General features: G+C 66.9%; 20 protein-coding genes. 9 read left to right on the top strand and 11 right to left on the bottom strand.

Annotated elements, in window-relative coordinates; all coding sequences use genetic code 11:
• Window positions 1-39: 39 nt before the first annotated feature.
• Both AAHB16_RS05725 and AAHB16_RS05730 read left to right on the top strand, forming a co-directional pair.
• Complete coding sequence (locus tag AAHB16_RS05725) at window positions 40-720, top strand: ABC transporter substrate-binding protein (RefSeq protein WP_223851823.1); 681 nt, start codon at window positions 40-42, stop codon at window positions 718-720.
• Between the two features lie 116 nt (window positions 721-836).
• Complete coding sequence (locus AAHB16_RS05730; protein WP_342050324.1) at window positions 837-1,952, top strand: alkene reductase; 1,116 nt, start codon at window positions 837-839, stop codon at window positions 1,950-1,952.
• On the opposite strand, the gene AAHB16_RS05735 is transcribed toward AAHB16_RS05730, so the two are convergent.
• Both AAHB16_RS05735 and AAHB16_RS05740 read right to left on the bottom strand, forming a co-directional pair.
• On the bottom strand, window positions 1,941-3,443 hold the full coding sequence (locus AAHB16_RS05735; RefSeq protein ID WP_342050325.1) for a glycosyltransferase family 2 protein: 1,503 nt from the start codon (window positions 3,441-3,443) through the stop codon (window positions 1,941-1,943). The two genes, AAHB16_RS05730 and AAHB16_RS05735, sit on opposite strands and share 12 nt — an antisense overlap.
• Window positions 3,444-3,457: 14 nt before the next feature.
• The gene (locus tag AAHB16_RS05740; RefSeq protein ID WP_342050326.1) at window positions 3,458-4,087 is read right to left on the bottom strand and encodes a cytochrome b; all 630 of its coding nucleotides are present in this window, start codon (window positions 4,085-4,087) and stop codon (window positions 3,458-3,460) included.
• 279 nt (window positions 4,088-4,366) lie between these two features.
• On the opposite strand from AAHB16_RS05740, the gene AAHB16_RS05745 reads away from it, so the two are divergent.
• The 4 genes from AAHB16_RS05745 (at window position 4,367) to AAHB16_RS05760 (ending at window position 8,089) form a co-directional block, all read left to right on the top strand.
• Complete coding sequence (locus tag AAHB16_RS05745; RefSeq protein WP_150376822.1) at window positions 4,367-4,918, top strand: RNA polymerase sigma factor; 552 nt, start codon at window positions 4,367-4,369, stop codon at window positions 4,916-4,918.
• Entirely contained in the window at window positions 4,915-5,823 is a 909-nt protein-coding gene (locus AAHB16_RS05750; protein WP_150376823.1) for a zf-HC2 domain-containing protein, read from the top strand. The genes AAHB16_RS05745 and AAHB16_RS05750 overlap by 4 nt, the downstream gene beginning before the upstream one ends.
• Window positions 5,824-6,017: 194 nt before the next feature.
• Entirely contained in the window at window positions 6,018-6,539 is a 522-nt protein-coding gene (locus tag AAHB16_RS05755; RefSeq protein WP_342050327.1) for a tripartite tricarboxylate transporter TctB family protein, read from the top strand.
• Between the two features lie 5 nt (window positions 6,540-6,544).
• Window positions 6,545-8,089, top strand: a complete 1,545-nt coding sequence (locus AAHB16_RS05760; RefSeq protein ID WP_150376824.1) for a tripartite tricarboxylate transporter permease — start codon at window positions 6,545-6,547, stop codon at window positions 8,087-8,089.
• A 12-nt stretch (window positions 8,090-8,101) separates the two neighbouring features.
• On the opposite strand, the gene AAHB16_RS05765 is transcribed toward AAHB16_RS05760, so the two are convergent.
• The 8 genes from AAHB16_RS05765 to AAHB16_RS05800 all read right to left on the bottom strand — a co-directional run bounded on the left by AAHB16_RS05765 (window position 8,102) and on the right by AAHB16_RS05800 (window position 18,433).
• Window positions 8,102-9,154, bottom strand: a complete 1,053-nt coding sequence (locus tag AAHB16_RS05765; RefSeq protein WP_342050328.1) for a sensor domain-containing diguanylate cyclase — start codon at window positions 9,152-9,154, stop codon at window positions 8,102-8,104.
• A 107-nt stretch (window positions 9,155-9,261) separates the two neighbouring features.
• Window positions 9,262-11,925, bottom strand: coding sequence for an autotransporter family protein (locus AAHB16_RS05770; RefSeq protein ID WP_150376826.1), 2,664 nt, complete (start codon window positions 11,923-11,925; stop codon window positions 9,262-9,264).
• 107 nt (window positions 11,926-12,032) lie between these two features.
• Window positions 12,033-13,676 carry a methyl-accepting chemotaxis protein gene (locus tag AAHB16_RS05775; RefSeq protein WP_150376827.1) on the bottom strand — a complete coding sequence of 548 codons (1,644 nt, stop codon included), beginning with the start codon at window positions 13,674-13,676 and terminating at the stop codon, window positions 12,033-12,035.
• Window positions 13,677-13,873: 197 nt separating this feature from the next.
• Entirely contained in the window at window positions 13,874-15,025 is a 1,152-nt protein-coding gene (locus tag AAHB16_RS05780; protein WP_342050329.1) for an ABC transporter substrate-binding protein, read from the bottom strand.
• Window positions 15,026-15,061: 36 nt separating this feature from the next.
• Window positions 15,062-15,769 carry an ABC transporter ATP-binding protein gene (locus AAHB16_RS05785; RefSeq protein WP_150376829.1) on the bottom strand — a complete coding sequence of 236 codons (708 nt, stop codon included), beginning with the start codon at window positions 15,767-15,769 and terminating at the stop codon, window positions 15,062-15,064.
• Window positions 15,756-16,520, bottom strand: a complete 765-nt coding sequence (locus tag AAHB16_RS05790; protein ID WP_342050330.1) for an ABC transporter ATP-binding protein — start codon at window positions 16,518-16,520, stop codon at window positions 15,756-15,758. Before AAHB16_RS05790 ends, AAHB16_RS05785 begins: the two co-directional genes overlap by 14 nt.
• Window positions 16,513-17,559, bottom strand: a complete 1,047-nt coding sequence (locus AAHB16_RS05795; protein ID WP_342050331.1) for a branched-chain amino acid ABC transporter permease — start codon at window positions 17,557-17,559, stop codon at window positions 16,513-16,515. The genes AAHB16_RS05790 and AAHB16_RS05795 overlap by 8 nt, the downstream gene beginning before the upstream one ends.
• Window positions 17,560-17,569: 10 nt before the next feature.
• Window positions 17,570-18,433 carry a branched-chain amino acid ABC transporter permease gene (locus tag AAHB16_RS05800; protein WP_150376832.1) on the bottom strand — a complete coding sequence of 288 codons (864 nt, stop codon included), beginning with the start codon at window positions 18,431-18,433 and terminating at the stop codon, window positions 17,570-17,572.
• A 333-nt stretch (window positions 18,434-18,766) separates the two neighbouring features.
• On the opposite strand from AAHB16_RS05800, the gene AAHB16_RS05805 reads away from it, so the two are divergent.
• The 3 genes from AAHB16_RS05805 (at window position 18,767) to AAHB16_RS05815 (ending at window position 21,553) form a co-directional block, all read left to right on the top strand.
• Window positions 18,767-19,612, top strand: coding sequence for an IclR family transcriptional regulator (locus AAHB16_RS05805; protein ID WP_150376833.1), 846 nt, complete (start codon window positions 18,767-18,769; stop codon window positions 19,610-19,612).
• 46 nt (window positions 19,613-19,658) lie between these two features.
• Complete coding sequence (locus AAHB16_RS05810) at window positions 19,659-20,468, top strand: SDR family oxidoreductase (RefSeq protein ID WP_342050332.1); 810 nt, start codon at window positions 19,659-19,661, stop codon at window positions 20,466-20,468.
• Window positions 20,469-20,545: 77 nt separating this feature from the next.
• Entirely contained in the window at window positions 20,546-21,553 is a 1,008-nt protein-coding gene (locus AAHB16_RS05815; RefSeq protein ID WP_150376835.1) for a Bug family tripartite tricarboxylate transporter substrate binding protein, read from the top strand.
• A gap of 57 nt (window positions 21,554-21,610) precedes the next feature.
• On the opposite strand, the gene AAHB16_RS05820 is transcribed toward AAHB16_RS05815, so the two are convergent.
• Window positions 21,611-22,468, bottom strand: coding sequence for a LysR family transcriptional regulator (locus tag AAHB16_RS05820; RefSeq protein WP_150376836.1), 858 nt, complete (start codon window positions 22,466-22,468; stop codon window positions 21,611-21,613).
• Between the last annotated feature and the right edge of the window lie 94 nt (window positions 22,469-22,562).

Genomic DNA, 22,562 nt, shown 5'->3' on the forward strand with positions numbered 1-22,562 from the left:
CAGCGTGACGCGGCGGCCGAGCTCGGCGGGACCGGCAAGATGCGCGCGGCCATCAACCTCGGCAATCCGATTCTGGCGGGGCGGGGTCCGGACGGGCAGGTCAAGGGCGTCTCCGTGGACCTCGCGCGCGAGGCCGCGCGGCGGCTCGGCTTGCCCATCGAGCTCGTGCCGTTCAACTCGGCGGGGAACGTGGTGGAGGCCGTGCGCACGGGGCAGGTGGACGTCGCGTTCGTCGCAATCGACCCGGTGCGCGGCAAGGACCTCGCCTATACCGCGCCGTACGTGATCATCGAGGGTGCCTACCTCGTGCGCAACGATTCGCCGCTGCAGCGCAACGAGGACGTCGATCGCGCGGGAACGCGGGTGGTGGTGGGCAAGGGCAGTGCCTACGATCTGTACCTCACGCGGGAGGTCCGGGCCGCGACGCTCGTGCGCGCGCCGACCTCGCCGGCCGTCACGGATATGTTCCTCGCGCAGCGGCTCGATGTGGCCGCCGGCGTGCGGCAGCAACTGGAGGCCGATGCGAAGCGCGTGGGCGGTGTGCGCGTGCTGCCGGGACGCTTCATGGTCATCGAGCAGGCCATGGGTGTGCCGAAGGCGCATGCCGCGGCGCAGGCGTGGCTTACCGCGTATATCGAGGAGATGAAGGCGTCGGGGTTCGTGGCCGACGCGTTGCGGCGGCATGGGATCGAGGGGGCCGGGGTGGCGCCGCCGCGCTGACGCTTCTTCGTTCATTCTTGCCGTCACCGCAAGAATCATTCGCGTGCGGGCGGGTTTTTGGGAAAGCACCGGGCATCGACAATGCACCCATCCGATTGCTTTCCCAAGACGACACCATGCACGCCGACAAGCTGTTCCAGCCCCTGCAACTGGGCGACCTGACACTCCCCAACCGAATCGTGATGCCGCCGATGACCCGCTCCCGCGCGAGTCAGCCCGGCGATGTACCCAACGCGCTGATGGCCGAGTACTACGCGCAACGCGCGCAGGCGGGCCTCATCGTCAGCGAAGGCACGTGGATCTCGCCGCTGGGCAAGGGCTATGCATGGACCCCGGGCATCCAGACGCCCGCGCAGATCGAAGGCTGGCGTCTCGTGACCGATGCCGTGCACGCCGCGGGCGGACGGATCTTCGCGCAGCTGTGGCACGTCGGCCGTCTGAGCCACGAGAGCCTGCTCGGCGGCGAGTCGCCCGTCTCGTCCTCGGCGATCCAGGCCGAGGGCGTCAAGGTGTATGTGGCGGAAGCCGACGGCCGTCCCGGCTTCGTGCAGGCCGCACGACCGCGCGCATTGCGCGTCGAAGAGATTGCCGGGGTGGTCGAACAGTATCGGCAGGCCGCGCGCAACGCGATGGAAGCGGGTTTCGACGGCGTGGAACTGCACGCCGCCAACGGCTACCTCGTCAACCAGTTCATCGACTCCAACGCCAACGATCGCACCGATGCGTACGGCGGCTCGCTGCCGAACCGCCTGCGCTTTCTCGACGAGGTGGCCCGTGCGCTGGTCGAGGGCACCGGCGATGCGCGCCGCGTCGGTATCCGCCTGGCGCCGCTGACCACGCTGAACGGTTGCGTCGATGCGGACCCGGTGACGACTTACACCGAAGCCGCGCGCCTGCTCGGCCAGATCGGCGTGGGCTATATCCATATCGCGGAGGCCGACTGGGACGACGCGCCCGACATGCCCATCGCCTTCAAGCGCCAGCTGCGCGAGGTGTATCCGGGCGTGCTGATCTACGCCGGCCGCTATACGGCCGACCGCGCGGAGGCCGCGCTGGCGGAAGGGTGGGCGGATCTGGTCGCGTTCGGCCGGCCGTTCGTGGCGAATCCCGATCTGCCCGCGCGGCTGCGCCATGGCGTGCCGCTGGCCGAGCACGATCGCGATACGCTGTTCGGCGGCAACGCGCGCGGCCTGACCGACTACCCTCGCGCCGATCCCGCGCTAGCGGCCTGATCCGTCCACGTTCCCCTGCACGATGCCGGTCCGCTGCTGCACGCCCCAGGTCTGGCGGCGGCCCAGCAGATGGCCGAAGAAGTGGAACCAGCCGATGGCGGCGCCGCCGTGCCGCATCAGCTGGAACGTGAATGGCTCCAGGATCGATGCCAGCAGCGCGCGCAGCACGCCCGTGCGATGGGTATCGCCGCTCCAGCGGCGGTACAGATGGATCGACCATGCATGAAACGCGAGGTCGATCGCGATCTTGCCGCCGATCACGCCCAGCGCGGACAGCGCGATCGTGAACTGGCCGTCGATCAGGAACGCGAGCAGCAGCCCGAACGCCGTGACGCCGTAGATCGGCTGCATCGTGTCGAACGCCTTGACCGGCAGCATCATCAGGCCGAGCTTCCCGTAGCGGCGATTGCCCGTCATCTCGCGATACCAGTACTGGGTTTGCAGAAAACCCGCGAACCACCGGCGCCGCTGGCGCAGGAACGCGCGCAGCGTGCCCGGCGCGTCCGTCGTCGCGCGCGCTTCCCCCACCACCTGCACGTCCCAGTCCCGTTCGCGCATGGCCGCATGGCGGCGCAGGCGATGGATCAGTTCGTAATCCTCGACGAGGCATTTGGGATCGAACCCACCCACCTCCACGACCGCGTCGCGGCGATAGCACGCGAACGCCCCCGATACCAGCAGCAGTCCATCGGCGCGCGCCCACGCAAAGCGCGAGACGAAGTTGCGGATGTACTCGTACCTCTGGAACCATTCGAAGAAGCGGCCGCCCGCCGTGCGCGCGCAGACCGGCGTCAGCAGTCCCGTTGCGGCGACGAGCCGCGACGAGCGTGCGAACGCGCGTGTCATGGCGTCGCAGGCATCGGCATCGAGCAGTGTATCGGCATCGACGGTCATGAACGTCTCGCTGCGCAGCTCGACCAGCGCGGCATTGAGCGCACATGCCTTGCCGCCATGCGGCAGCCGCAGCCAGCGCAGCGTGGGATAGCGCGGGGAGGGCGCGCTGATCTCGCCTTCCTCGGGCTGGACCAGCCCGTAGCGGGACATCAGCAGCGCGGCCGTGCCGTCGGTCGAGCCGTCGTCGGCGATCACGATCTCGTCCGGCGCGCGCGTCTGCCCGAATAGCGAATGCAGCGTGATGGGCAGCGCGGCCGCCTCGTTGTGCGCGGCGACGATCACCGCCAGCGAACGCGGCTTCAGCACGCTGTGCTCGACCTCGTGCCGCGCGGGCCAGCGCAGTGCGCGCGCTTGCCACGCGACGAAGGCCAGCAGCAGCGTGTCGTAGCCGACGTACGCCATGCCCACCGACCACGCGAGCATGCCTTCCAGATAGAACGCCCGCGCGAACAGCAGGCCCCACACCGCGAAGACGAGCCCATGAATCGCGATGCTCGTCCACGGCGTGCGCGGCGGCGCGATGCGCGAGGACGAATGCGCGAGGGCGAGATCCAGGGCGTACTTGCGGGAATAATCGTTGAGTTTGACGTGCAGCATGGGGTGGTACTCCTTCACGGCAACATCCGGGACAGCACCGGATGTCTGTCGATCCATTGGTGCTTGAGCGCGCCCAGCACGTGCAGGCCCAGCAGGACATACAGCGCGTAGCCGCACGCGGTGTGGAGCGTGCCGAACCACGTATGCAGCATCTCCTTGAGATCCGGGGCGAGCTGCATGATCGGGCCGATGCGCGGCCACGGCACCACGCAGAACAGGTACATCGGGTGCGAGGCTGCCGCGACCCACGCGGAGTCGTGCATCCAGCCGGAAAGCGGCAGCAGGAAGATCAGTGCGTAAAGGCCCGCGTGCACGGCATGCGCCATCAGGCGTTCCCACGCGCCCATCGCATTCGGCAGCGGTGGCGGGCGGTGGGTCGCGCGCCAGATCACGCGCACGATCGAGAGCGCGAGCACGGTGATGCCGATGGACTTGTGGGTGTCGATCAGCAGCCGGAGCATGTCTCCGGAGAGCGCGCCCTCGGGCAGCCGTGACGTGGTCAGACCGAGCACGACATTGGCGATCATCAGCAGCGCGACGGACCAGTGCAGCAGCATGGCGACACGCGTGTACTGGCCGGCCGCTTCGTGCGGCAGCGCGTGGGACGCGGCGAGGGAGGACGTGGAGGATGTGGAAGGCTTCATGATGCGGATCGAAATTAAGTACACATGTCCGCATAACGCGCGGTGCACGGTGCTTATTCCAATGACGGTTCATGAATTTCCGGTTCGGGTGCGCGCCGTGCGAACGTGAAAGAACGTCGCCATTTTTCTTGCACGGCGATGGAATAATTCGCGCTCGACGGCTGTTTTGGATATGGCCGTAGCGCACCCAGCGCGCCCCGGTCACCCGCGGCGCGCGGTGCTTTCACCGCGCGGCGTCGTGCTATGCTGCGCGCGATACAAGCGGGGGGAACGACGTCGATGACCGGTGCACAATTACCGGACATGCTGCCAGGGATGCTGCCGAGGCTATGGGCCTTCGCACTGCGGCTGACCGGGGACAAGCATGACGCGGAAGACCTGGTGCAGCGTGCCTGCGTCCGCGCGCTGGAACGCGCGGACCAGCTGCAGCCGGGAACGGCGGCGCTGAGCTGGATGTTTTCGATCGTCCATAGCGTATGGATCAACGAGTTGCGCGCGCGCACGGTACGGAGCCGCGCGAGCATGGAATGGGATGACCAGTTCGTCGAGAACGTGGCCGACCCGGCCGGCCAGACCCCGGAGGAACAGGTGATGCACGGGCAGATCATCGACGCGTTCAAGCGCCTGCCCGAAGCCCAGCGTGCAGTGATGCTGCTCGTCGCGGTGGAAGGACTCAGCTATCAGGAGACGGCGGAAGCCATCGGTGTGCCCATCGGCACGGTCATGAGCCGCCTGTCGCGCGCGCGGCAGGCGATTGGCGCGCATTTCGGCGGCAAGGCTTCGGCCCGCGCCACGAGCGGCGCGGACAACGGCAGGGGGTCGATCGCATGACTATCGACGAAACGTTGCTGATGGCCTATGCCGATGGCGAGCTGCCCCCCGCGCAGCGCGCCGAGGTGGAGGCGCTCGTGGCCCGCGACCCGGAAGCGGCCGCGATGCTGGCGCTGTTCGAGGCATCGAAGCTCGACTATGCCGGCGCGTTTGCCGCGCAGGCGGTCCCGCCGGTTCCCGAGTCGCTGACGCGCAATATCGAGGCGCTCGTCGCCGCGCACCGGGAGCAGGGCGCCCCCGCCGCCCAGGCCATCGAAGAGACCAACGTCCGCAGCCTCGACGCCGAACGCCAGAGGCGACGCGGCATGCCGGTATGGCTTGCGGCCGCCTGCATGGCCGGCGCCTTCGGCGCGGGTCTCGTCATTCGCGGCGGACTGCCCGGCAGCGCCGTGGGCCCCGCCCCAACGACCGTGGCCGGTGGCGCCAGCACGCCGACCGCGCCGATCACGGTGGCGAGCAACACGTTCGCCCCGTGGGTCAAGGCGGCGATGGACTACCAGCAGCTTTACACGCGCGACAGCGTGGCCTATATGCCCGACGTCGATGCGCGGCACCTGACGCAGTTCGTCGATGACGCGCGCGAGAAGGACAAGCTCGATATCGACGTGCCGGATCTCAGCAAGGCCGGGCTCGAGCTCAAGTCCGTGGCGCGGCTGCGGTTCCGCGGCAAGGCGCTCGTGCAGCTGGTCTATCTGCCGAAGGACGGTCCGCCGATTTCGCTGTGCGTGCTGGCCGAGCCGAAGGACGATCAGGCCGTCACCGCGAACCGTGTCGATGCAATGCATGTCGTGACATGGAGACAAGCAAAGCTCGGCTACGTGTTACTAGGCAATACCGAAGGTCTCGACCTCGAGAGCATCGGCAAGCAGATCGCCGCGAAGGACTATCCGAAGCTGTCGATATGAATCGGGGCAGGGGGTGAGCCTAGGGATTTCACCTAGCACCCCCTCCCCTGAATCGAATAGATCACAACGTGATACACGTTGAAAGCTGGCCGCAAGTTGCCAGAAAGGCGATTGGAAGAACGGACTTGTAGATTCCTGTGACCCCCGCATAACGCCATTGCAAGGTGCCGGGGTTTTGATACGCAGGAGACCCGATGAGCAGTCCCCACACTTCCGCTTCGTCCCCCCATACAACTTCCCCCCGTTTCAAAAAGGACTACTACGGCGGCGCCCTGATGGTGCTCGTCGGCCTCGCCGCGGTCTACGCCGGCCTGCAGTACCACACCGGCTCGCTGCGCCAGATGGGGCCCGGATTCTTCCCGGTCTCCGTGGGTGCGCTGCTGGCATTCGTCGGCGTGCTCATCGCGATGTCCGCGCGCAACGACAAGACGCCGGCCGATGCGCCGCAGTCCGGCGGCCACGGCCACGCGCATGGCGCCCCCGATCTGCGCGGCACGGTCTGCATCGTGCTCGGCACGCTCGCGTTCCTGCTGCTCGGCAAGTACGGCGGCATGATTCCCGCGACGTTCGCGATCGTCTTTATCTCGGCGCTCGGTGACCGCAGCAACTCCATCAAGCAGGCCTTCGTTCTCGCGGCAGCGATGTGCGTGGTGGCCGCGGTGGTGTTCTGGTGGGCACTGCAACTGCAGCTGCCGTTGTTCACCTGGGGAGGCTGACCGTCATGGTTTCCAGTGCATTGCATGATTTGTGGTTCGGGTTCGGTGTCGCCTTCCAGGGCACGAACCTGATGTGGTCGTTCTTCGGCGTGCTCGTCGGCAACCTGATCGGCGTGCTGCCCGGCATGGGCGCGCTATCGGCAATCTCCATCCTGTTGCCGCTGACGTATGTCATGCATCCGGTGCCCGCCATCCTGATGCTTGCCGGCATTTTCTACGGCTCGCAGTACGGCGGCGCGATCGGCGCCATCCTGCTGAACCTGCCTTCGCATCCGCCGCACGCGGTGACCTGTCTCGACGGGTATCCGATGACGCGCGCGGGCAAGGGCGGCACGGCGCTCGGCATCACGATGATCTGCTCGTTCTTTGCCGCATCGGTCGGCATTCTCGTGATGATCTTCGCATCGCCGCTGCTGACGACCATCGCGTTCAAGTTCGGTCCGGCCGAGATCTTCTCGATCATGCTGCTGGGCCTGCTCGCGGGTTCGACGATGTCGCGCGGTTCCCCGCTCAAGGGCGTGGCGATGACGCTGTTCGGCCTGCTGTGCGGGGTGGTCGGTACCGACGTGAACACGGGCACGTTCCGCTTCGCGCTCGATATTCCCGAGCTCAGCGATGGCCTCGAGCTTGTCGCCATCGCGATGGGCCTGTTCGGTGTGGCGGACTTCATCCTCAACGTCAATCGCATGAGCGCGGTCACGACGAAGACCAAGCTGCGCATTCGCGACATGCGTCCGTCGCTGGCCGAGCTGAAGCAGGCGTTCTGGCCGATGGTGCGCGGCACCGGCATCGGCACACTGTTCGGCGCGATGCCGGGCACGGGACCGACCATCACGACGTTCGTGGCCTACGCGCTGGAGCGCAAGATCTCCAAGACGCCGGAGAAGTTCGGCACGGGCATGATCGCGGGCGTGGCGTCGCCGGAGGCGTCGTCGCACTCGAAGACGCAGGTGGACTTTATCCCGACGATGAGCCTCGGCATTCCGGGCGACGCGGTGATGGCGCTGATTCTCGGCGCGCTGATGATCCAGGGCATCACGCCGGGACCGCAGCTCATCAGCGACCACCCCGATATCTTCTGGGGCCTGATCGCGAGCTTCTGGATCGGCAACGTGCTGCTGATGATCCTCAACGTGCCGATGATCGGCGTGTGGGTGAAGCTGCTGCAGGTGCCATATCGCTACCTGTTCCCGTCGGCGATGTTCTTTATCGCGGTGGGCGTGTTCAGCACGCAGAGCAGCCTGTTCCAGATCTGGGAGGTGCTCGCGTTCGGCCTGATCGGCGCGCTGCTGATCTACCTGGAGTTCTCGGTCGCGCCGATCCTGCTGGGCTTCGTGCTAGGTCCGATGGTCGAGGAAAACTTCCGCCGGTCGCTGCTGCTGTCGCGTGGCGACATGATGGTGTTCCTGCAGCGCCCCATCAGCTGCACGTTCGTCGTGGCATCGGCGTTGCTGCTGATCGGCGTGACGTGGTCCGCCTGGCGCGCCCACTCCGGCCGCAAGTCCGCGATGGACGTGGCGACGCCGGAGCTGGCGGTGAACGAGAAGTAGATCGGCGAGGGATCAGCGCGAGTACGACTTGAACGCCTCGCCCTGCATGCCGGCGCGATCGATGATGGCGATGCGGTTTCGGCCATTGTCCTTCGCGTGGTACAGCTGGGCATCGACGAGGTTGATGAACGCGGGCATGTCGTGGCGTTCGGTCGGCTGGATCGTGCCCACGCCGAAGCTTGCCGTCACGCACTGGTTGTACGGCGAGCGCACGTGCGGGATGCCTGCTTCCGCGAGCAGATCGCGGCAGCGTTCGGCCACGCGCACCGCGGCGTCGGCATCGGTGTTGCCGAGTACCAGGACGAACTCCTCGCCGCCGAAGCGGCCGAGGAAGTGGTCGGGGCCCGCCGCGCTGGCGAGTACCGCGGCAACCTGCTTCAGGCATTCGTCGCCCTGCAGGTGGCCGTAGTAGTCGTTATAGGACTTGAAGAAGTCGATATCGACGAGGATCACCGACATCGGGCCGCTGGCTTCGCGCGCCGCATTCCAGGCGCGGGACATCGCGCTGTCGAACATGCGGCGGTTGCCGATGCCGGTCAGGCCATCGGTAAAGGACAACCGCTCCAGTTCGCGCTGCGCCTGCGCCAGCTGCTCTTCCATGCGCTTGCGTGCGCTGATGTCGAACATGAAGCCGACCAGCGCTTCCACGCCTTGCGCGTTGCGTACCACGTGCACGACGTCGCGCATCCACAGATAGCTGCCATCGCTTTTCAGCGCGCGATAGTCGGCCTCGTGGTCGGCGCCGGCCTGCGACTGCGCCACGCAGAACTCCACTACCGCCGCGCGGTCGTCCGGATGGATGCGCTCGGCCCAGTCGTTGACGGTCTGCCAGCTGTCGGCCGCCCAGCCTAGCAATTGCCCGATCTGCGGACCGATATACGAGAACGTCATCGTTGCCCAGTCGATGCGCCACGGAATGGCCTTGGTGGACTCGAGCAGCGCGCGATAGACCGTGCCGTCGTCCTCGCCGGGCGCGCGCTCGGCAGGTGCCAGCGTGGAAGGGTGCTTCAGAAAGGCGGCCTGAAGTGGGCTCTGGGGTGCGCTCGTGGACGGATCTTGGCTCATGGCATGAGAGGGAGGGAACGGCGGGGTACGCGCCGCAATTTATAGCACGAAACGATGGGTATTCTGATGGGTCCCCCCGTCTCGTCCGCCTTGGTACGAACCCCGATTTACCAGTTCACACGGACACCGATCTTGCCGTCCCAGGCCTCGCGCGAACCGTCGAAGCCGCGCTGGTATCCCACGCTCACGAACACGAACGCATTGCGCGCGACCTCGCCGGTCACGCCCAGCTTGATCTCGCCCCACGAGCCCGCGGTGTCGGCGCGGAACGGAATGCTGCCGAGCGAGGACGAGAACCGCGTCTTCGGATCGCCGAGAAACTCGTGCCATGCACTCACGCGCGCCCATGCGGTGACTTCGCGCGGCGCGGCCGCGCTCCCGCGCGTCCACGTGCGCGCGAGGCGCACGCCGAGGCGGCCGGCCAGCGACTGCGCGTCGCTGAACGCGATGCGAGCCCCGGCATCGGTCGCATCGTGCAGGTTGACCCACTGGTACACCATCTGCGCCTGCGGTTCGACCACCCAGTCCGTGCCGATCCGCACGGGCAAGCCCCCCTCGGCGGCCGTGGCGATGGCAAAGCCGTTGGTCGAGAGCTCGGGCAGGCCGCGATTGCCGTTGGCCTGCACGTCGTACCACGTGTACTGCAGCACGCCATCCACATACCAGTCGCCGGGGCCATAGTGGGTCCAGTACCCCCCGAACGTGTAGCCGTCGAGCGTATCCTTGCCGGCGCCCTGGCCATCGAAGTTGGTCACATCGACGCTCGCGCGGCCGATGGCCGCATATGCACCGGCCGTATCGCGATGACCGGTCTCGCCCGCGCGGCGCCACAGGTCCATGCCGATCTGCGCGCCCGTGAAGCTGTAGTCGTAGCTGGGGCCGCTGCCGTAGATGCCATTGGCGGCGCCATCGCGCGAGCCGCGCATGCCGATGAGCCGGCCCCACGCGCCGCCCGGTCCCGCGCGCGATGCGAGGTCCGTGCGTCCGCGCAGCATTGCCTGGTCGCCGGCACGTTCGTGGAACGAGTCGATGAGCGTGCGGCCGAACTGCAGCGCGGCGGACGGGATGGCGGCGTAGAGCGAGACCTCGGGCCGATAGCGCGGCTGCGGGGGCGTGGGGGGCGCCGGGCAGGGCGGGGCGGGTACGTTGGGGTCGGTGCAGGACAGGAACGAGCGCAGGTACCAGTTGTCGGGCTGGGTGCCATCGAGGCTGCCGCGGTAGAGCGTGTATTCGTACGGACCGCCGACCGCGGGCGCGCCGAGCGCGAACGCGCCGGGCGCGGTGGTGCCGCCGTTGGCCGTGCCGACGACCAGAATGCCGTCGCCCGTGGTGACGCTGCCCGGGCCGCCTGCATTGGCGATGCGCAGCAGCGAATTGCCGGATGCCGTACCGCCATTGACGAGCAACCGGTCCGACGGCGATCCGTCCGCGCCCAGATAGGTGTTGAGCGCCAGCGTGCCATGGCTGCCGGCATAGTTCGCGACCTGCAGCGTCCGAAAGCCGCCGGCTGCCGGCGCGAACTGGATGGTGCTGCCCGCGTTGGTCAGGGTGGTCACGGCCGAGTCGCCGGTCAAGGTCCACTGGGCATTGCGCAGCGTGACATTGGACGTGGCGGGCACGTTGGCCGCGTCGGTGACCGCCGCGCCGCGGATCGTCGAGCCGTCCACAAGGATATTCGCCACCGCCGGCATCGTCGGGTCCAGCGCGCGAACGTCGAGCCACGTGCCGTTGTTCGTCGTGGCCACGCTGTTGTACAGCGAAACGTTGGTGGTGCCGCTGCCCGCCATGATCGTGCTGGCCTGTGTGCTGACGAGCGTCGTGTCGTGCAGCTCGACCGTACCGCCGCCGCGCAGGCGCAGCGCGGCGGCATCGATGCCGGTGGCGCGCAGCGTGCTGCGGACGATCGACAGGGTGCCGTTGCCCAGCGTCGCGGCGGCATCGGCGCCGATGCCCGAGGTGACGACCGTCGAGTCGGCGAGCGACAGCCGGCCGGTGGTCCCTGTGGCGGTGACGCCGTTGGCTTGCGTGCCGGTGGTCCGGATGCTGGCGCCGCTCAGGTCGATAGTGCCGCCGTACTCCGCGACCGCTCCCACCGCGCCGATCCCGCTCGTGACGATATTCGCGGTGCCCTCGATGCGGGTGTCCACGCCCGTGGCGAAGACCCCGTGGGCGCGTGCGCCGGACGTCGTGATCGTGCCGCCAATCAGCGTGATGCGCGCACCGTTGCCTGCCGTGTAGGCGCCGAACGCGCTCTCGCCGCTGGTGGTGATATCGGCGCCGCTGCGGATGGAGCCGAGATCGGCGGCAAGCAGGCCCGTGCCGCCCGATACGATGGTGCCCGTGACGGAGATATGGCCGCCTCGCTCGGCATCGGCGCCACTGCCATTCGCCGCCAGGGCCTGCACGTTGACGTCGGTGGCCTCGATGCGGCCCTGATGCGTGGCCTGCAACGCATTGGCGGTGGCGGCCTGCACGGCGGAAGTGGTCAGTCGGATCACGCCGCTGTTGTTGGCGATGACGGCGCTCGTGTTGGTACTGCTGGCGCTGACGCCATTGGCAACGAGCGTGCTGCCCCGGTTCGCGGCAAGCAGGGCGGGGTCTCTCAGCGTGCCGTCGTAGGTCCCGCCATCGACGGTCTGCGTCGATCCGTCGGTGACGGCAATCGCGGCGGCCTCGGCGATCGACGATGGCAGTGACAGTGCCAGCGAAGGTGCCAGCAAGATGCCGCGGCACAGCGCGGAGAGCGTGGTTTCTTTTCTTGTCGATGCCATGCCGTCTCCCGCGATGCCATGGGCAATGCACCCATGATATGGCGCGGAAGACGAAAACGCGGTCGCTTCTGACGGCGCCGATTGTGTCGGCGTCGATCAGTGCAACTTCAGTGAGCGAGCGCGTGCAGCCGCGGCGCGGCCAGTTGCGGATGCGCGCGCGACGTCTTCGCGCGGCTGGCCTCGTCGACGACGAAGGTGGAAAGCACGTCCTTGAGCATGCGCGCCTGTTCGTCGAGCGAGCGCGCGGCGGCGGCGGCTTCCTCGACCAGCGCGGCGTTCTGCTGCGTCACGCCATCCATCTGCGTGACGGCCGTGGCAACCTGGCCGATGCCACGGCTTTGCTCCGCGGACGCGGTGGAGATCTCGCGCATGATCTGCGTGACGTTATGCACGGCCTGCGTGACGTCGTTCATTGCCACGCCAGCCTGCTGCACGTAGCCGGAGCCGGCGTGCACGCGATCCACCGAGCGGTCGATCAGCTCCTTGATTTCCTTGGCCGCCGTGGACGAGCGCTGCGCGAGGCTGCGCACCTCGCCGGCCACGACCGCGAAACCGCGGCCCTGTTCGCCGGCACGCGCGGCTTCCACGGCGGCGTTGAGCGCGAGGATGTTGGTCTGGAAGGCAATGCCCTCGATGATCGCGATGATGTCCGCGATCTTGGCCGAACTCTGCGAGATCTCGTCCATGGTCGAGATGACGCGGCTCACGACCTCGCTGCCCTGCGTGGCCTTGTCCGATGCGTCGTTCGCCAGCGTGGCCGCGTGCAAGGCGTTGTCGGCGTTGAGCTTCACGGTACCGCTGATCTGCTCCATGCTCGCGGCGGTTTCCTCGAGCGAGGCCGCCTGCTGCTCGGTGCGCGCGGACAGGTCCATATTGCCGCTGGCGATCTCCGCGGCGGCGCCCGTGATCGTGTCGGCGGATTGGCGGATATGGCGCACGGTATCGGACAGCTCGTGCTGCATGCTGGCCAGCGCGCGCTGCAGCGTCCCGATCTCGTTGTCGCCGTAGGCGTCCTGGCCGTGCGTGGAGTGCGTCGAGGCACGCAGGTCGCCACCGGCGATGCGGGCCATGTCCTCCGCCATCGAGGCGATGGGCTTGACGACCAGGCGCGTCATCGCCGCGCGCAGCGCCAGGCTGATGACCAGCGCGGCCAGCGCGCAGAGGCCCAGCACGATATTGACGATGCGCGTGTCATGCTCGGCTGCCGCGTGGCGCTCCTGCGCGCGCAAGGCCGTATAGCGCTGCAGCGGCTTCGACAGCTCGTCCACCTGCTTGTAGAGCGGGCTGCTGAACTCGAGCTGGATACGCGTGTACCCATCGAAGTCCTTGGCCTCCAGTGCACCGAACTCGGGCATGATGCCCTTCTCCATCATCGCCTTGTGCTTGGCGTTGGCGTCGTCGAGCAGCGTCTTGCCTTCGCCGGTGGCCGGCACGGCCGCAAAGGCGTCCCATTCCTTCTGCGATTCGGCGCAGTACTCGCGCGCGGCGGCCAGCTGCTTGGCCGCGGCGGCATCCTGACCGTCGCCGGTCAGCGTCTGGTAGCGGTTCTTGGCGGAGCGGCAGCGCAGCAGCATCTCGGAGCTGCGGCCCAGCGCGGTCATGGCGACCATGTCCTGCTTGTACATCGCGTTGAGCGCGTTGCCCGAGCGTTGCAACGCCACGAATGCGCAGGCGCCCACGATGAGCACGAGCGCGAGGAAGAGGGCTGTCACCATCGACAGTCCGGTGCGGATCGAAAGGTTCTTCAGCATGACGGTTTCCCGCTGGTCATAGACATGGGGATGTTTACGGCAGCTAGTGGAAAACCCTTAGTAATATTTACCCGGGTACGAAAAAAAAAAGGACGCCACTCGCGTGGCGCCCGGTTCTTCTCTCTCTCTCTCTCTCTCTCTCTCTCTTTCTCTGCTGCTACCGCCAGCCGGCTGATGCCGGTCTTTCCCTCCATGTATTACTTTGCGAGCTCCGACAGCCGCACGGGCTGGATCTTGCCGTTCTGCACCCAGCCCACCACGGTATCGGCGACGGTGCCGCCCCTGGCGTCGAGGCCTTCCACCTCGTTCGGGTTCGCGTCCTTCGGCAGCGCCTTGAACGCGTCGGCCATCTTCGCGCGGATTGCCGTGGCGTCGCTGATGCTGTTGGCGAGCTTCATGGCGCCGACCAGCGCATACACCGCGGTGTAATTCAGCGACATCTCGGTGGTGGCGTCCTTGTTGTCGTGCGATTTGCGATAGCGCGTGTTGTACGCCTGCGTGACGGGACGCGCGTCGCTGACGAGCGGCATGACGCCGATCGAGCCTTCGAGCATCGCCAGGCCGTTGGTGACCTTGGCCATCTCGTCCATCTTGGCCTGATCCATGATGATGAAGCCACCCTTGAAGCCGAGCTCGCGCGCCTGCTTGACCACCAGCGCGGTCGGCTCCGACGGGCCGCCGATAAACATCACGTCGGGCTTGTCCGCGATGGCGCGCGAGACGCCCGTGTAGAAATCCGTGGCCTTGGTGTACGACATCGGGTTGTTGCCGACGACCTTCCCGCCCGCACCTTCCCATGCGGGCACGAAGGCCTGCACCCACGCCTTGGCGTAGTCGTGATCGGCCGGCACCAGCGCGACGTTCTTCCCGTATCGCTTCATCTGCGCCTTGACGAACGGATCGATATAGCCCGTGTACGCGGGCGGGATGCGGATGGTCAGCTTGTTGCCGGCATCGGTAATGCGCGGCACGCTCGAGTACGCCATGACCAGGAACTTCTCCTGTTCGTTGAATGCCTGCAGCGCGAAGATGCCGCCCGAGTGCGGCACGAACACGGCCGGCACCTTGTGCTGCTGGACCAGGCGACGCGCATTGATCGCGGCCTCGGCCGGCGCGTACTTGTCGTCGAGCGCGACGACTTCGAACTTCACTTTCTTCCCGCCGATCTCGGGGTTCGTGGCATTGATCTCGTCCACGGCCATCTGCACGCCGGAGAGCACGTTCTTGCCATACAGCGCGGCGCCGCCGGAGAGCGGGCCCGTATAGCCGAGCTTGACGACTTCCTGCGCGAATGCCGGCACGGTCGCCAGCAGGGCCGCCAGCGCGGCGGCAACGGTCTTGACCTTCATGTCTCTCTCCTTGTCTTGTGTATGCCGTGGTGCTTGCTAACCGCCGATGTACGCCTTGCGAATCCCCTCGTCCTTCAGCAGCGTGTCCCGGTCGCCCTCCATCACGATGCGGCCGCTCTCGATGACGTAGGCGCGGTGCGCGATACCGAGCGCCGCGTACGCGTTCTGTTCCGCGAGCAGTACCGTCGTGCCCGCGCGGTTGATGCGCTGGATGACCTCGAACATCTGCCTGACGACCAGCGGCGCGAGGCCGAGCGACGGTTCGTCGAGCAGCAGTGCGCGCGGCCGGCTCATCAAGGCGCGGCCCAGCGCGACCATCTGCTGCTGGCCGCCCGAAAGCGAGCCCGCCGCATCGTCGCGTTTCTGATGCAGGATCGGGAACAGCGCGTAGACCTCTTCGAGCGACCGGCGGATGCCGGCCCGATCGCGCCGGTGCACATAAGCGCCGAGCGTCAGGTTCTTCTCGACGGTCATCGCCGGAAACAGCTTGCGTCCCTCTGGGCAATGCACGAGGCCCGCCTGCACGATCCGCGAGGGCTTCATGCCGGACAGCTCGCGGCCGTCGAAGCGCATGCTGCCGCCGCTGGGGCGGTGAATGCCGCTCATCGCGAGGAAGATGGAGCTCTTGCCCGCGCCGTTGGCACCGAGCAGCACCACGAGCTCGCCCGCGCCCGCGTGGAGCGAGACGTCCTCCAGCGCGCGGAAGCTGCCGTAAGACAGCGATACGCGTTCAAGCTGCAGCATGGTCGGCTCCGAGGTAGGCTTCGATGACGACGGGGTCGCGCTGGATCTGCGCGGGCGTGCCCTCGGCGATCTTCTGGCCGTAGTTGAGCACCATGATCTTGTCGGCAATGCGCATGATCATGTCCATCTTGTGTTCGATTAGGCAGACCGTCTTGCCATGGCGCACCATCTTGCGGATAAGCTCGGACAGGCCGACGGTCTCCTCGGGGTTGACGCCGCCGGCCGGCTCGTCGAGCAGCAGCAGTTCCGGATCGGTGGTCCACGCGAGCGCGAACGCCACGCGCTTGCGCGCTTCCTGCGTGATGTCGCCAGCCAGTTCGTGCGCGAGGTGCGAGAGGCCGACGAAGTCGAGCGCGGACTCGGCCTTGTCGCGGCAGCGCGCTTCCTCCTCGCGCCAGCGCCGCGTGTGCAGCAGCACGTCGGCCAGTCCCGACTGCGTGCGCAGCCGGTGGCCGACGATCAGGTTGTCCAGCACGGTGGCGCGATCGAACAGCGCGGTGGCCTGAAACGTACGCGCCAGGCCCAGGCGGGCGATCCGGTCCGCGCGCTGCCCGGCGATGTCGGTGCCCTTGAACGCGATCTGGCCCGACGTCGGCGCATGCGTGCCCGCGATCAGGTTGAAGAACGTCGTCTTGCCGGCGCCGTTCGGGCCGATGATCGCGTTGATCTGCCCGGCTTCGAACGTCACCGAGACATCGCTGACCGCGGTCAGCCCGCCGAACGTTTTCGTCAGGTTGCGGATTTCAAGCATGGTCGGCTCCCGGGCGGGTCGTCATGGGGCGGCGCGCGGCGGCTGTGTGCCGGTCTCCCCCATCGCGGGCGTCGCGTGCCGATGCGCGCCGCAACGCGGCCGCGCGCCTGGCGCGGCGGGCCAGATACGCACCCACGATGCCTTCGGGGAAGAAGATGATCAGCAGCACCAGCACCGGCCCGAACACCAGCATGCGGTAGTCCTGCAGGAACTGCAGCGTTTGCGTGACCCACGGCACGAGCACGGAGCCGAGCAGCGGCCCGAGCAGCGTGCCGGTGCCGCCGACGAGCATCGCCATGACCATGTCGAACGTAAGGTCGGTGCGCGCGATATCGGGGCCGAGAAAACGCACCTGTCCCGCATAGAGCGCGCCCGCGAATCCCGCGTAGCCCACCGACAGCACGAACGACAGCATCTTGGTGCGCATCAGGTCGATGCCCAGCGCTTCGGCAAGCACGTCGCTGTTGCGTACGGCCATCAGGCTGCGGCCGAGCAGCGACGTGACGATGCGATGCATGAGGAAGGTGCCCACGACGAGGAAGGCCAGCACGAGGTAGTACTGCGCGGTGACGCTGTCGAAAGCGACCGGTCCGATGGACGCGGGCACCGGAATGCCGATCAGGCCGACCGTGCCGTGCGTGAGCGACTCCCATTTCTCGATCAGCAGGTAGATGATGTAGCCGATGCACATCGTGAAGATCGCGAAGTAATGGCCCTTGAGCCGCAGCGATACCGCGCCGATCACGCATCCCGCCGCCATGCAGACGCAGCCCGAGAGCGCGAACGCGGCCCAGAACGGCACGCCGTGATCGACGGTGAGGATGCCGAGCGTGTACGCGCCGATGGCCATGAAGCCGCCGTGCGCGAGGTTGAGCTGGCCGGTATAGCCGGTCAGCAGGTTCAGGCCCAGCGTGGCGATGGCATAGATGAACGCGAGCGTCGTCACGGTGATGAAGTAGCTGTTGGGCACGCACAGCGGAAACGCGATGGCGATGGCCAGCAGCAGGGCCCAGCCGGCCTTGCCTTGCAGTGATGTCATGGAGGACTCCTCAGGCCATGCGGCCGGCAAACAATCCCTGCGGGCGTACCGAGAGAATCAGCACGAGCAGCAGGAAGGCGATGATGTCCTTGTAGTCGGTGGACACGTAGAAGCCACCGAAGCTTTCGGCCATGCCGATGATCAGGCCGCCGACGATGGCGCCGGGAATGCTGCCCATGCCGCCGAGGATGATGATCACGAACGCCTTGGTGATCACTAGGTTGCCCATGCTCGGATAAACGAGGTTGATCGGCGCATAGAGCGTGGCGGCCACCGCGGCCAGCGCGCCCGAGATCGCGAACACCAGCAGCGTGACGCGCGTCGCGTCGATGCCGACCAGTGCGGCGCCTTCGCGGTTCTGCGCCATCGCCACGATGGTGGACCCGGTGACCGTGCGCGTCAGGAACAGATGCAGCAGCACCATGAGCCCGAACGCCGCGGCGATGATCAGCAGCCGCTGCATCGGCGCGGTCAAGCCGAATAGTTCCACCATTTGCCCGTAGGGCGTCGGCATGCGATGGAACTCCGCGCCCCATAGCGCCTGCGCGCCGGCTTCGAGAAAGAGCAGGATGCCGATGGCCGCGATCATGTCGTGCACTTCCGGCGCGTTGCGCAGCGGATGGAACACGAGCCGGTCCGCCAGCATCGAGAGGCATGCCACGGCGCCGGCTGCCGCGAGCATCGCCAGCCAGTAGTTGACGCCATACGACGTCATCAGGAAGTAGGACACATACGCGCCGGCCATGTAGAACGCACCATGCGCGAAGTTCGGCACGTGCAGGATGCCGTAGACCAGCGTGAGGCCCAGTGCCACCAGGCTATACACGCCGCCGAGTGTGAGCCCGTTGAGGAACTGCTGAAAGAACAAAGCCACGGTCGTCTCCTTGGGTAGGTCCCCGTGCCGCCGTGTTGTGCACGGTCGTTCGTTTTTTGTTCAGCGGACTTTTGCATGGCCGTTTGCCCACCGTCAAGCGATATGGCCGCGTATTCCGCAGATCGAAATAGCGGCCTGAATACGCGGACTTTTGTAGGAATTTTCCTCAGTGGAATCCCTGATTTGCGGCGCGGTCCGGGTGGCGGACAGTGCTTCGCGTGACGCCGTGCGCCCGATGTGCACGGGATATGTACGAGGTCAATATCGTCCATCGATGTGCCACATATCATCCGTGCGCATCTTCTGGTCCATCCTCCTCGACGCCAGCCTTGCATGAAGCGATCCACTTCGATTCCGCAGCCTGTAGACGCGGCCCTCGTGTCCGGCGAGACCGTATGTCCCATCGACGATGGCGACCGCAATTTCGTCGGCGCGCTCGCGCGCGGGCTCGAACTGCTGCGCGCCTTCGGGCCCGGCGACGACTACCTCGGCAATGCCGAGCTGTCGCGCCGCACGGGCATTCCGCGGCCCACTGTCTCGCGCCTGACCTATACGCTCGCGAGCCTCGGCTACCTCGTCTACGTGGAGAGCCACGAGAAATACCGCGTGGGGCAGGGCGCGCTGCTGCCCGCGCATCGCTATCTGTCGGGCGCGGGCATTCGCGATGTCGCGCAGCCGCTGATGCAGTCGCTCGCATTCGCCACGGGATGCACGGTCGCGCTGGCCGCGCCCGACCGCCACGACATGCTCTACCTCGAGGCCTGCCAGCCGCGCGGCGGCCTCGTCATGCGACTCACGCCGGGCTCGCGGCTGCCGATGGCGAGCTCGGCCATCGGCCGCGCCTGGCTTGCCGGACTCGACCCCGCGCGGCGCGCGGCGGTACTCGCCGAACTGGAACGGTTCTACGGCGCGCGCTGGCCCGCGCTGCGTACGAAACTCGACCGCACGCTGCGCGAGTACGCGCGGCGCGGGTTCTGCGTGGCGCATGCGGAGTGGGACCGTTCGGTCAGCGGTGTGGCGGCGCCCGTGCGGCTGGAAGATGGCACCGAGGTGCTGTCCATCAATATCGGCGGCGCATCGACGCGGCTATCGCCCGAGATTCTCGAGACCAATCTCGGCCCGCGCATCCGCGAGCTCGCGCATACGCTGGAGCAACGGCTCTGGCACCACGCGGCCTGACGGCCGCGCCTGCAAACATTCGTTCAACTCGACAGGGGGCAGTTCCATGGAGATTCGTCGCAAACGCGTGGTCGTGACCGGGGGTGGCTCCGGGATTGGCGAGGCGCTGGCCGCGCAGTTCGTGGCCAAGGGCGCGTGCGCCGTCGCGGTGGCCGATATCGACCTGTCCCGCGCGGCGGCGGTCGCCGGTGTCCTGAGGACCAAGTATCCGCATTGCGACGTGAGCGCCCATCGCGTCGACGTCGGCAGTCAGGAGGCCGTGCAGTCGATGGTCGATGCGGTGACGAAGCGCTTTGGCGGCATCGACATATTCTGCTCGAATGCCGGCGTCATGGTGCGAAAGGGGCTGGAAACCACCGACGTCGAGTGGCGGCAGACCTGGGGCGTCAACGTGATGGGGCACGTGCATGCGGCGAATTCGGTCATGCCGCAGATGCTCGAGCGCGGCAGCGGTTATTTCGTCAACACGGTGTCGGCGGCGGGACTGCTGTCGCAGATCGGTTCCGCGTCGTACTCGATGACCAAGCATGCGGCGATCGGCTTTGCCGAGTGGCTGTCGATCGCATACCATGATCGCGGTATCCGCGTCAGCTGTCTTTGTCCGCAAGGCGTGCGCACGCCCATGCTGCTCGGCAAGGACGGCACGCGCAAGGGCTTCCTGCAGGCGGGCGCGCTCGATCCGGAGAGGGTGGCGGAGCTGACGATCGACGGCATTCGCGCCGAACGCTTTCTGATCCTGCCGCACGAGGAAGTCCTCGAATACTACCGCCGCAAGGGACAGGACTACGATCGCTGGCTGAGCGGCATGCGCCGGCTGAAGGACAGGGTGGAAGAGGAGTTCGGCCACGGCATCTGAGGTTTCGTGTCACCGTATCGAGGCATCACCGCAGTACCGCATCAACGATATCCATAACAAGATTGGAGACAGCCCCCATGCGTATTGGTATTGCATCGCTCCCCGCCCGGCGCGCGTTCGCGCTCGCCGTGCTCGCGGGTGTCACCGCCGTTGCCACCCTGGGCACGCCCGCCGCGCGCGCCCAGGCCTATCCCAGCAAGCCGATCCGCGTGGTCGTCGGGTTCCCCAGTGGCGGCGCGCCCGATATCCTCGCGCGCACGTTCTCGGAGAAGATCTCGCCGTCGTGGGGCCAGTCGGTCGTGGTGGACAACAAGCCCGGCGCGGGCGGCAATATCGGCGCGGAGGCCGTCGCGCACGCGCCCCCCGACGGCTATACGCTCGCGCTCGGCACGGTTGGCACGCACTCGATCAACGGCGCGCTGTACACGAAGATGCCGTACGACATGGTCAAGGACTTCGTGCCGGTGATCCTGCTCGCCTCCACGCCGAACGTGCTCGTCGTGCATCCGTCCGTGCCGGCGAAGAATGTGCAGGAACTCATCGCGCTGGCCAAGAGCAAGCCGGGGCAACTGACCTTCGGCACGCCGGGCGTCGGCACGTCGCTGCATGTTTCGGGCGAGCTGTTCAATACGATGGCCGGAACCCGGATCACGCACGTGCCTTACAAGGGCCGCGCGATGGCGATTCCCGATCTGCTCGGCGGCCATATCACGATGATGTTCGACAACCTGCCGTCGGCGCTGCCGGTGGTCAAGGAGGGCAAGCTGCGCGCACTGGGCGTGACGAGCGCGAAGCGTTCGCCTTCGGCGCCGGATATTCCGACCATCGCGGAGCAGGGACTGCCAGGGTATGAAGCGGAATCGTGGTTCGCGGTGTTCGCGCCGGCGGGCACGCCGAAGGAGATCGTCGACAAGCTCAACGCGGAATTGAACCGCATCTTCGAATTGCCGGACGTCAAGCAGAAGCTGGCGACGCTGGGACTCGATCCGGTCCTCGGCACGCCGGACAAGCTTGCCGCCTATCAGAAGAGCGAGATTGCCAAGTGGGCAAAGGTGGTGAAGGAATCCGGCGCGAAGGCGGAGTAATCATCGACGCGTACCTTCGAGGACTTCTCGATGGTCGGGCACCGGGGTGCGGCCGCTTCAGCCCACTGACGCCAGAAAGGCTTCCGCAATCGCGGCGTGCGGTCCTTTCGGCGACCATAGCAATCCGATGCGGCGCACGGGCGCGGGCTTCGGCAGCGCGATGCGCGCCACGTCGAGCCCCTCGGGCCACGGCCGTGCCCAGTCCGGGACCAGCGACACGCCGAGCCCCGCGTCCACCATCGACGCGATGGCATTAAGCGCATCGATCTCGAGCCGTTCGTGCGGGGCGATATTGTGCGACTGCAGGTACCGGTCCGCGACCATGCCGCCCCACATCGCGCGGTCGTAGCGGATAAACGGCTCGCTGCGCAGCAGGTCGTGCGGCTCGCGATGCGCGAGTGCGCCGGGCGCGAGCACGATGAACGGCTCCTCCACGAGCACCTTCCACGCGAAGGCCTTGGGCATCGCGAACTGCGGCATCACGATGAGGCCGGCGTCGAGGTCGCCCGAGACCACCGAGCGATACAGGTGCGACGACGTGCCGGGCTCGACGAAGATCTTCAGCCGCGGATGCCGCGCGTAGAGGCGCTTGAGAATGCGGGGCAACAGTCCCGTGAGCGCCGAGCTGGAGACGCCCAGCCGCAGCTCGCCGCCCATGGAATCGTCATGGGCCATCGCGCCGAGGTCGCGCACGTCGCGTACCACCGCGCGGGACCTCGCCAGAATGCGCAACCCGCCCTGCGTCGGCATGACGGTGCGGCCCGCGCGCTGCACGAGCGGAATGTCGAGCGCGTCCTCGAGCGCCTTGACGCGCGCGGCAATCGCGTTGGGCGTCAGCCCCAGCCGCCGCGCGGCCTCGGCAAACGATCCGTACTCGACGACGGCGACGAAGCTCTGCAGAAAACGGATATCCATAAAACGCAAAATCCTTGCGGTTTGAATGCGTCAGACAACACTGTTTTGAGATTCTGCCTTCTTCTACCATCCGGCTCAAGACAGCGGGCCTCGA

The sequence above is a fragment of the Cupriavidus sp. OTU4054 genome (assembly GCF_038440175.1).
Taxonomy (GTDB): domain Bacteria; phylum Pseudomonadota; class Gammaproteobacteria; order Burkholderiales; family Burkholderiaceae; genus Cupriavidus; species Cupriavidus pauculus_D.

What these genes read in the sequence shown, in the direction of transcription:
- AAHB16_RS05725 (WP_223851823.1), top strand. Translation starts at nt 40, where the DNA reads ATGCGCGCGGCCATCAACCTCGGCAATCCGATTCTGGCGGGGCGGGGT.
- AAHB16_RS05730 (WP_342050324.1), top strand. Translation starts at nt 837, where the DNA reads ATGCACGCCGACAAGCTGTTCCAGCCCCTGCAACTGGGCGACCTGACA.
- AAHB16_RS05735 (WP_342050325.1), bottom strand. Translation starts at nt 3,443, where the DNA reads ATGCTGCACGTCAAACTCAACGATTATTCCCGCAAGTACGCCCTGGAT.
- AAHB16_RS05740 (WP_342050326.1), bottom strand. Translation starts at nt 4,087, where the DNA reads ATGAAGCCTTCCACATCCTCCACGTCCTCCCTCGCCGCGTCCCACGCG.
- AAHB16_RS05745 (WP_150376822.1), top strand. Translation starts at nt 4,367, where the DNA reads ATGACCGGTGCACAATTACCGGACATGCTGCCAGGGATGCTGCCGAGG.
- AAHB16_RS05750 (WP_150376823.1), top strand. Translation starts at nt 4,915, where the DNA reads ATGACTATCGACGAAACGTTGCTGATGGCCTATGCCGATGGCGAGCTG.
- AAHB16_RS05755 (WP_342050327.1), top strand. Translation starts at nt 6,018, where the DNA reads ATGAGCAGTCCCCACACTTCCGCTTCGTCCCCCCATACAACTTCCCCC.
- AAHB16_RS05760 (WP_150376824.1), top strand. Translation starts at nt 6,545, where the DNA reads ATGGTTTCCAGTGCATTGCATGATTTGTGGTTCGGGTTCGGTGTCGCC.
- AAHB16_RS05765 (WP_342050328.1), bottom strand. Translation starts at nt 9,154, where the DNA reads ATGAGCCAAGATCCGTCCACGAGCGCACCCCAGAGCCCACTTCAGGCC.
- AAHB16_RS05770 (WP_150376826.1), bottom strand. Translation starts at nt 11,925, where the DNA reads ATGGCATCGACAAGAAAAGAAACCACGCTCTCCGCGCTGTGCCGCGGC.
- AAHB16_RS05775 (WP_150376827.1), bottom strand. Translation starts at nt 13,676, where the DNA reads ATGCTGAAGAACCTTTCGATCCGCACCGGACTGTCGATGGTGACAGCC.
- AAHB16_RS05780 (WP_342050329.1), bottom strand. Translation starts at nt 15,025, where the DNA reads ATGAAGGTCAAGACCGTTGCCGCCGCGCTGGCGGCCCTGCTGGCGACC.
- AAHB16_RS05785 (WP_150376829.1), bottom strand. Translation starts at nt 15,769, where the DNA reads ATGCTGCAGCTTGAACGCGTATCGCTGTCTTACGGCAGCTTCCGCGCG.
- AAHB16_RS05790 (WP_342050330.1), bottom strand. Translation starts at nt 16,520, where the DNA reads ATGCTTGAAATCCGCAACCTGACGAAAACGTTCGGCGGGCTGACCGCG.
- AAHB16_RS05795 (WP_342050331.1), bottom strand. Translation starts at nt 17,559, where the DNA reads ATGACATCACTGCAAGGCAAGGCCGGCTGGGCCCTGCTGCTGGCCATC.
- AAHB16_RS05805 (WP_150376833.1), top strand. Translation starts at nt 18,767, where the DNA reads ATGAAGCGATCCACTTCGATTCCGCAGCCTGTAGACGCGGCCCTCGTG.
- AAHB16_RS05810 (WP_342050332.1), top strand. Translation starts at nt 19,659, where the DNA reads ATGGAGATTCGTCGCAAACGCGTGGTCGTGACCGGGGGTGGCTCCGGG.
- AAHB16_RS05815 (WP_150376835.1), top strand. Translation starts at nt 20,546, where the DNA reads ATGCGTATTGGTATTGCATCGCTCCCCGCCCGGCGCGCGTTCGCGCTC.
- AAHB16_RS05820 (WP_150376836.1), bottom strand. Translation starts at nt 22,468, where the DNA reads ATGGATATCCGTTTTCTGCAGAGCTTCGTCGCCGTCGTCGAGTACGGA.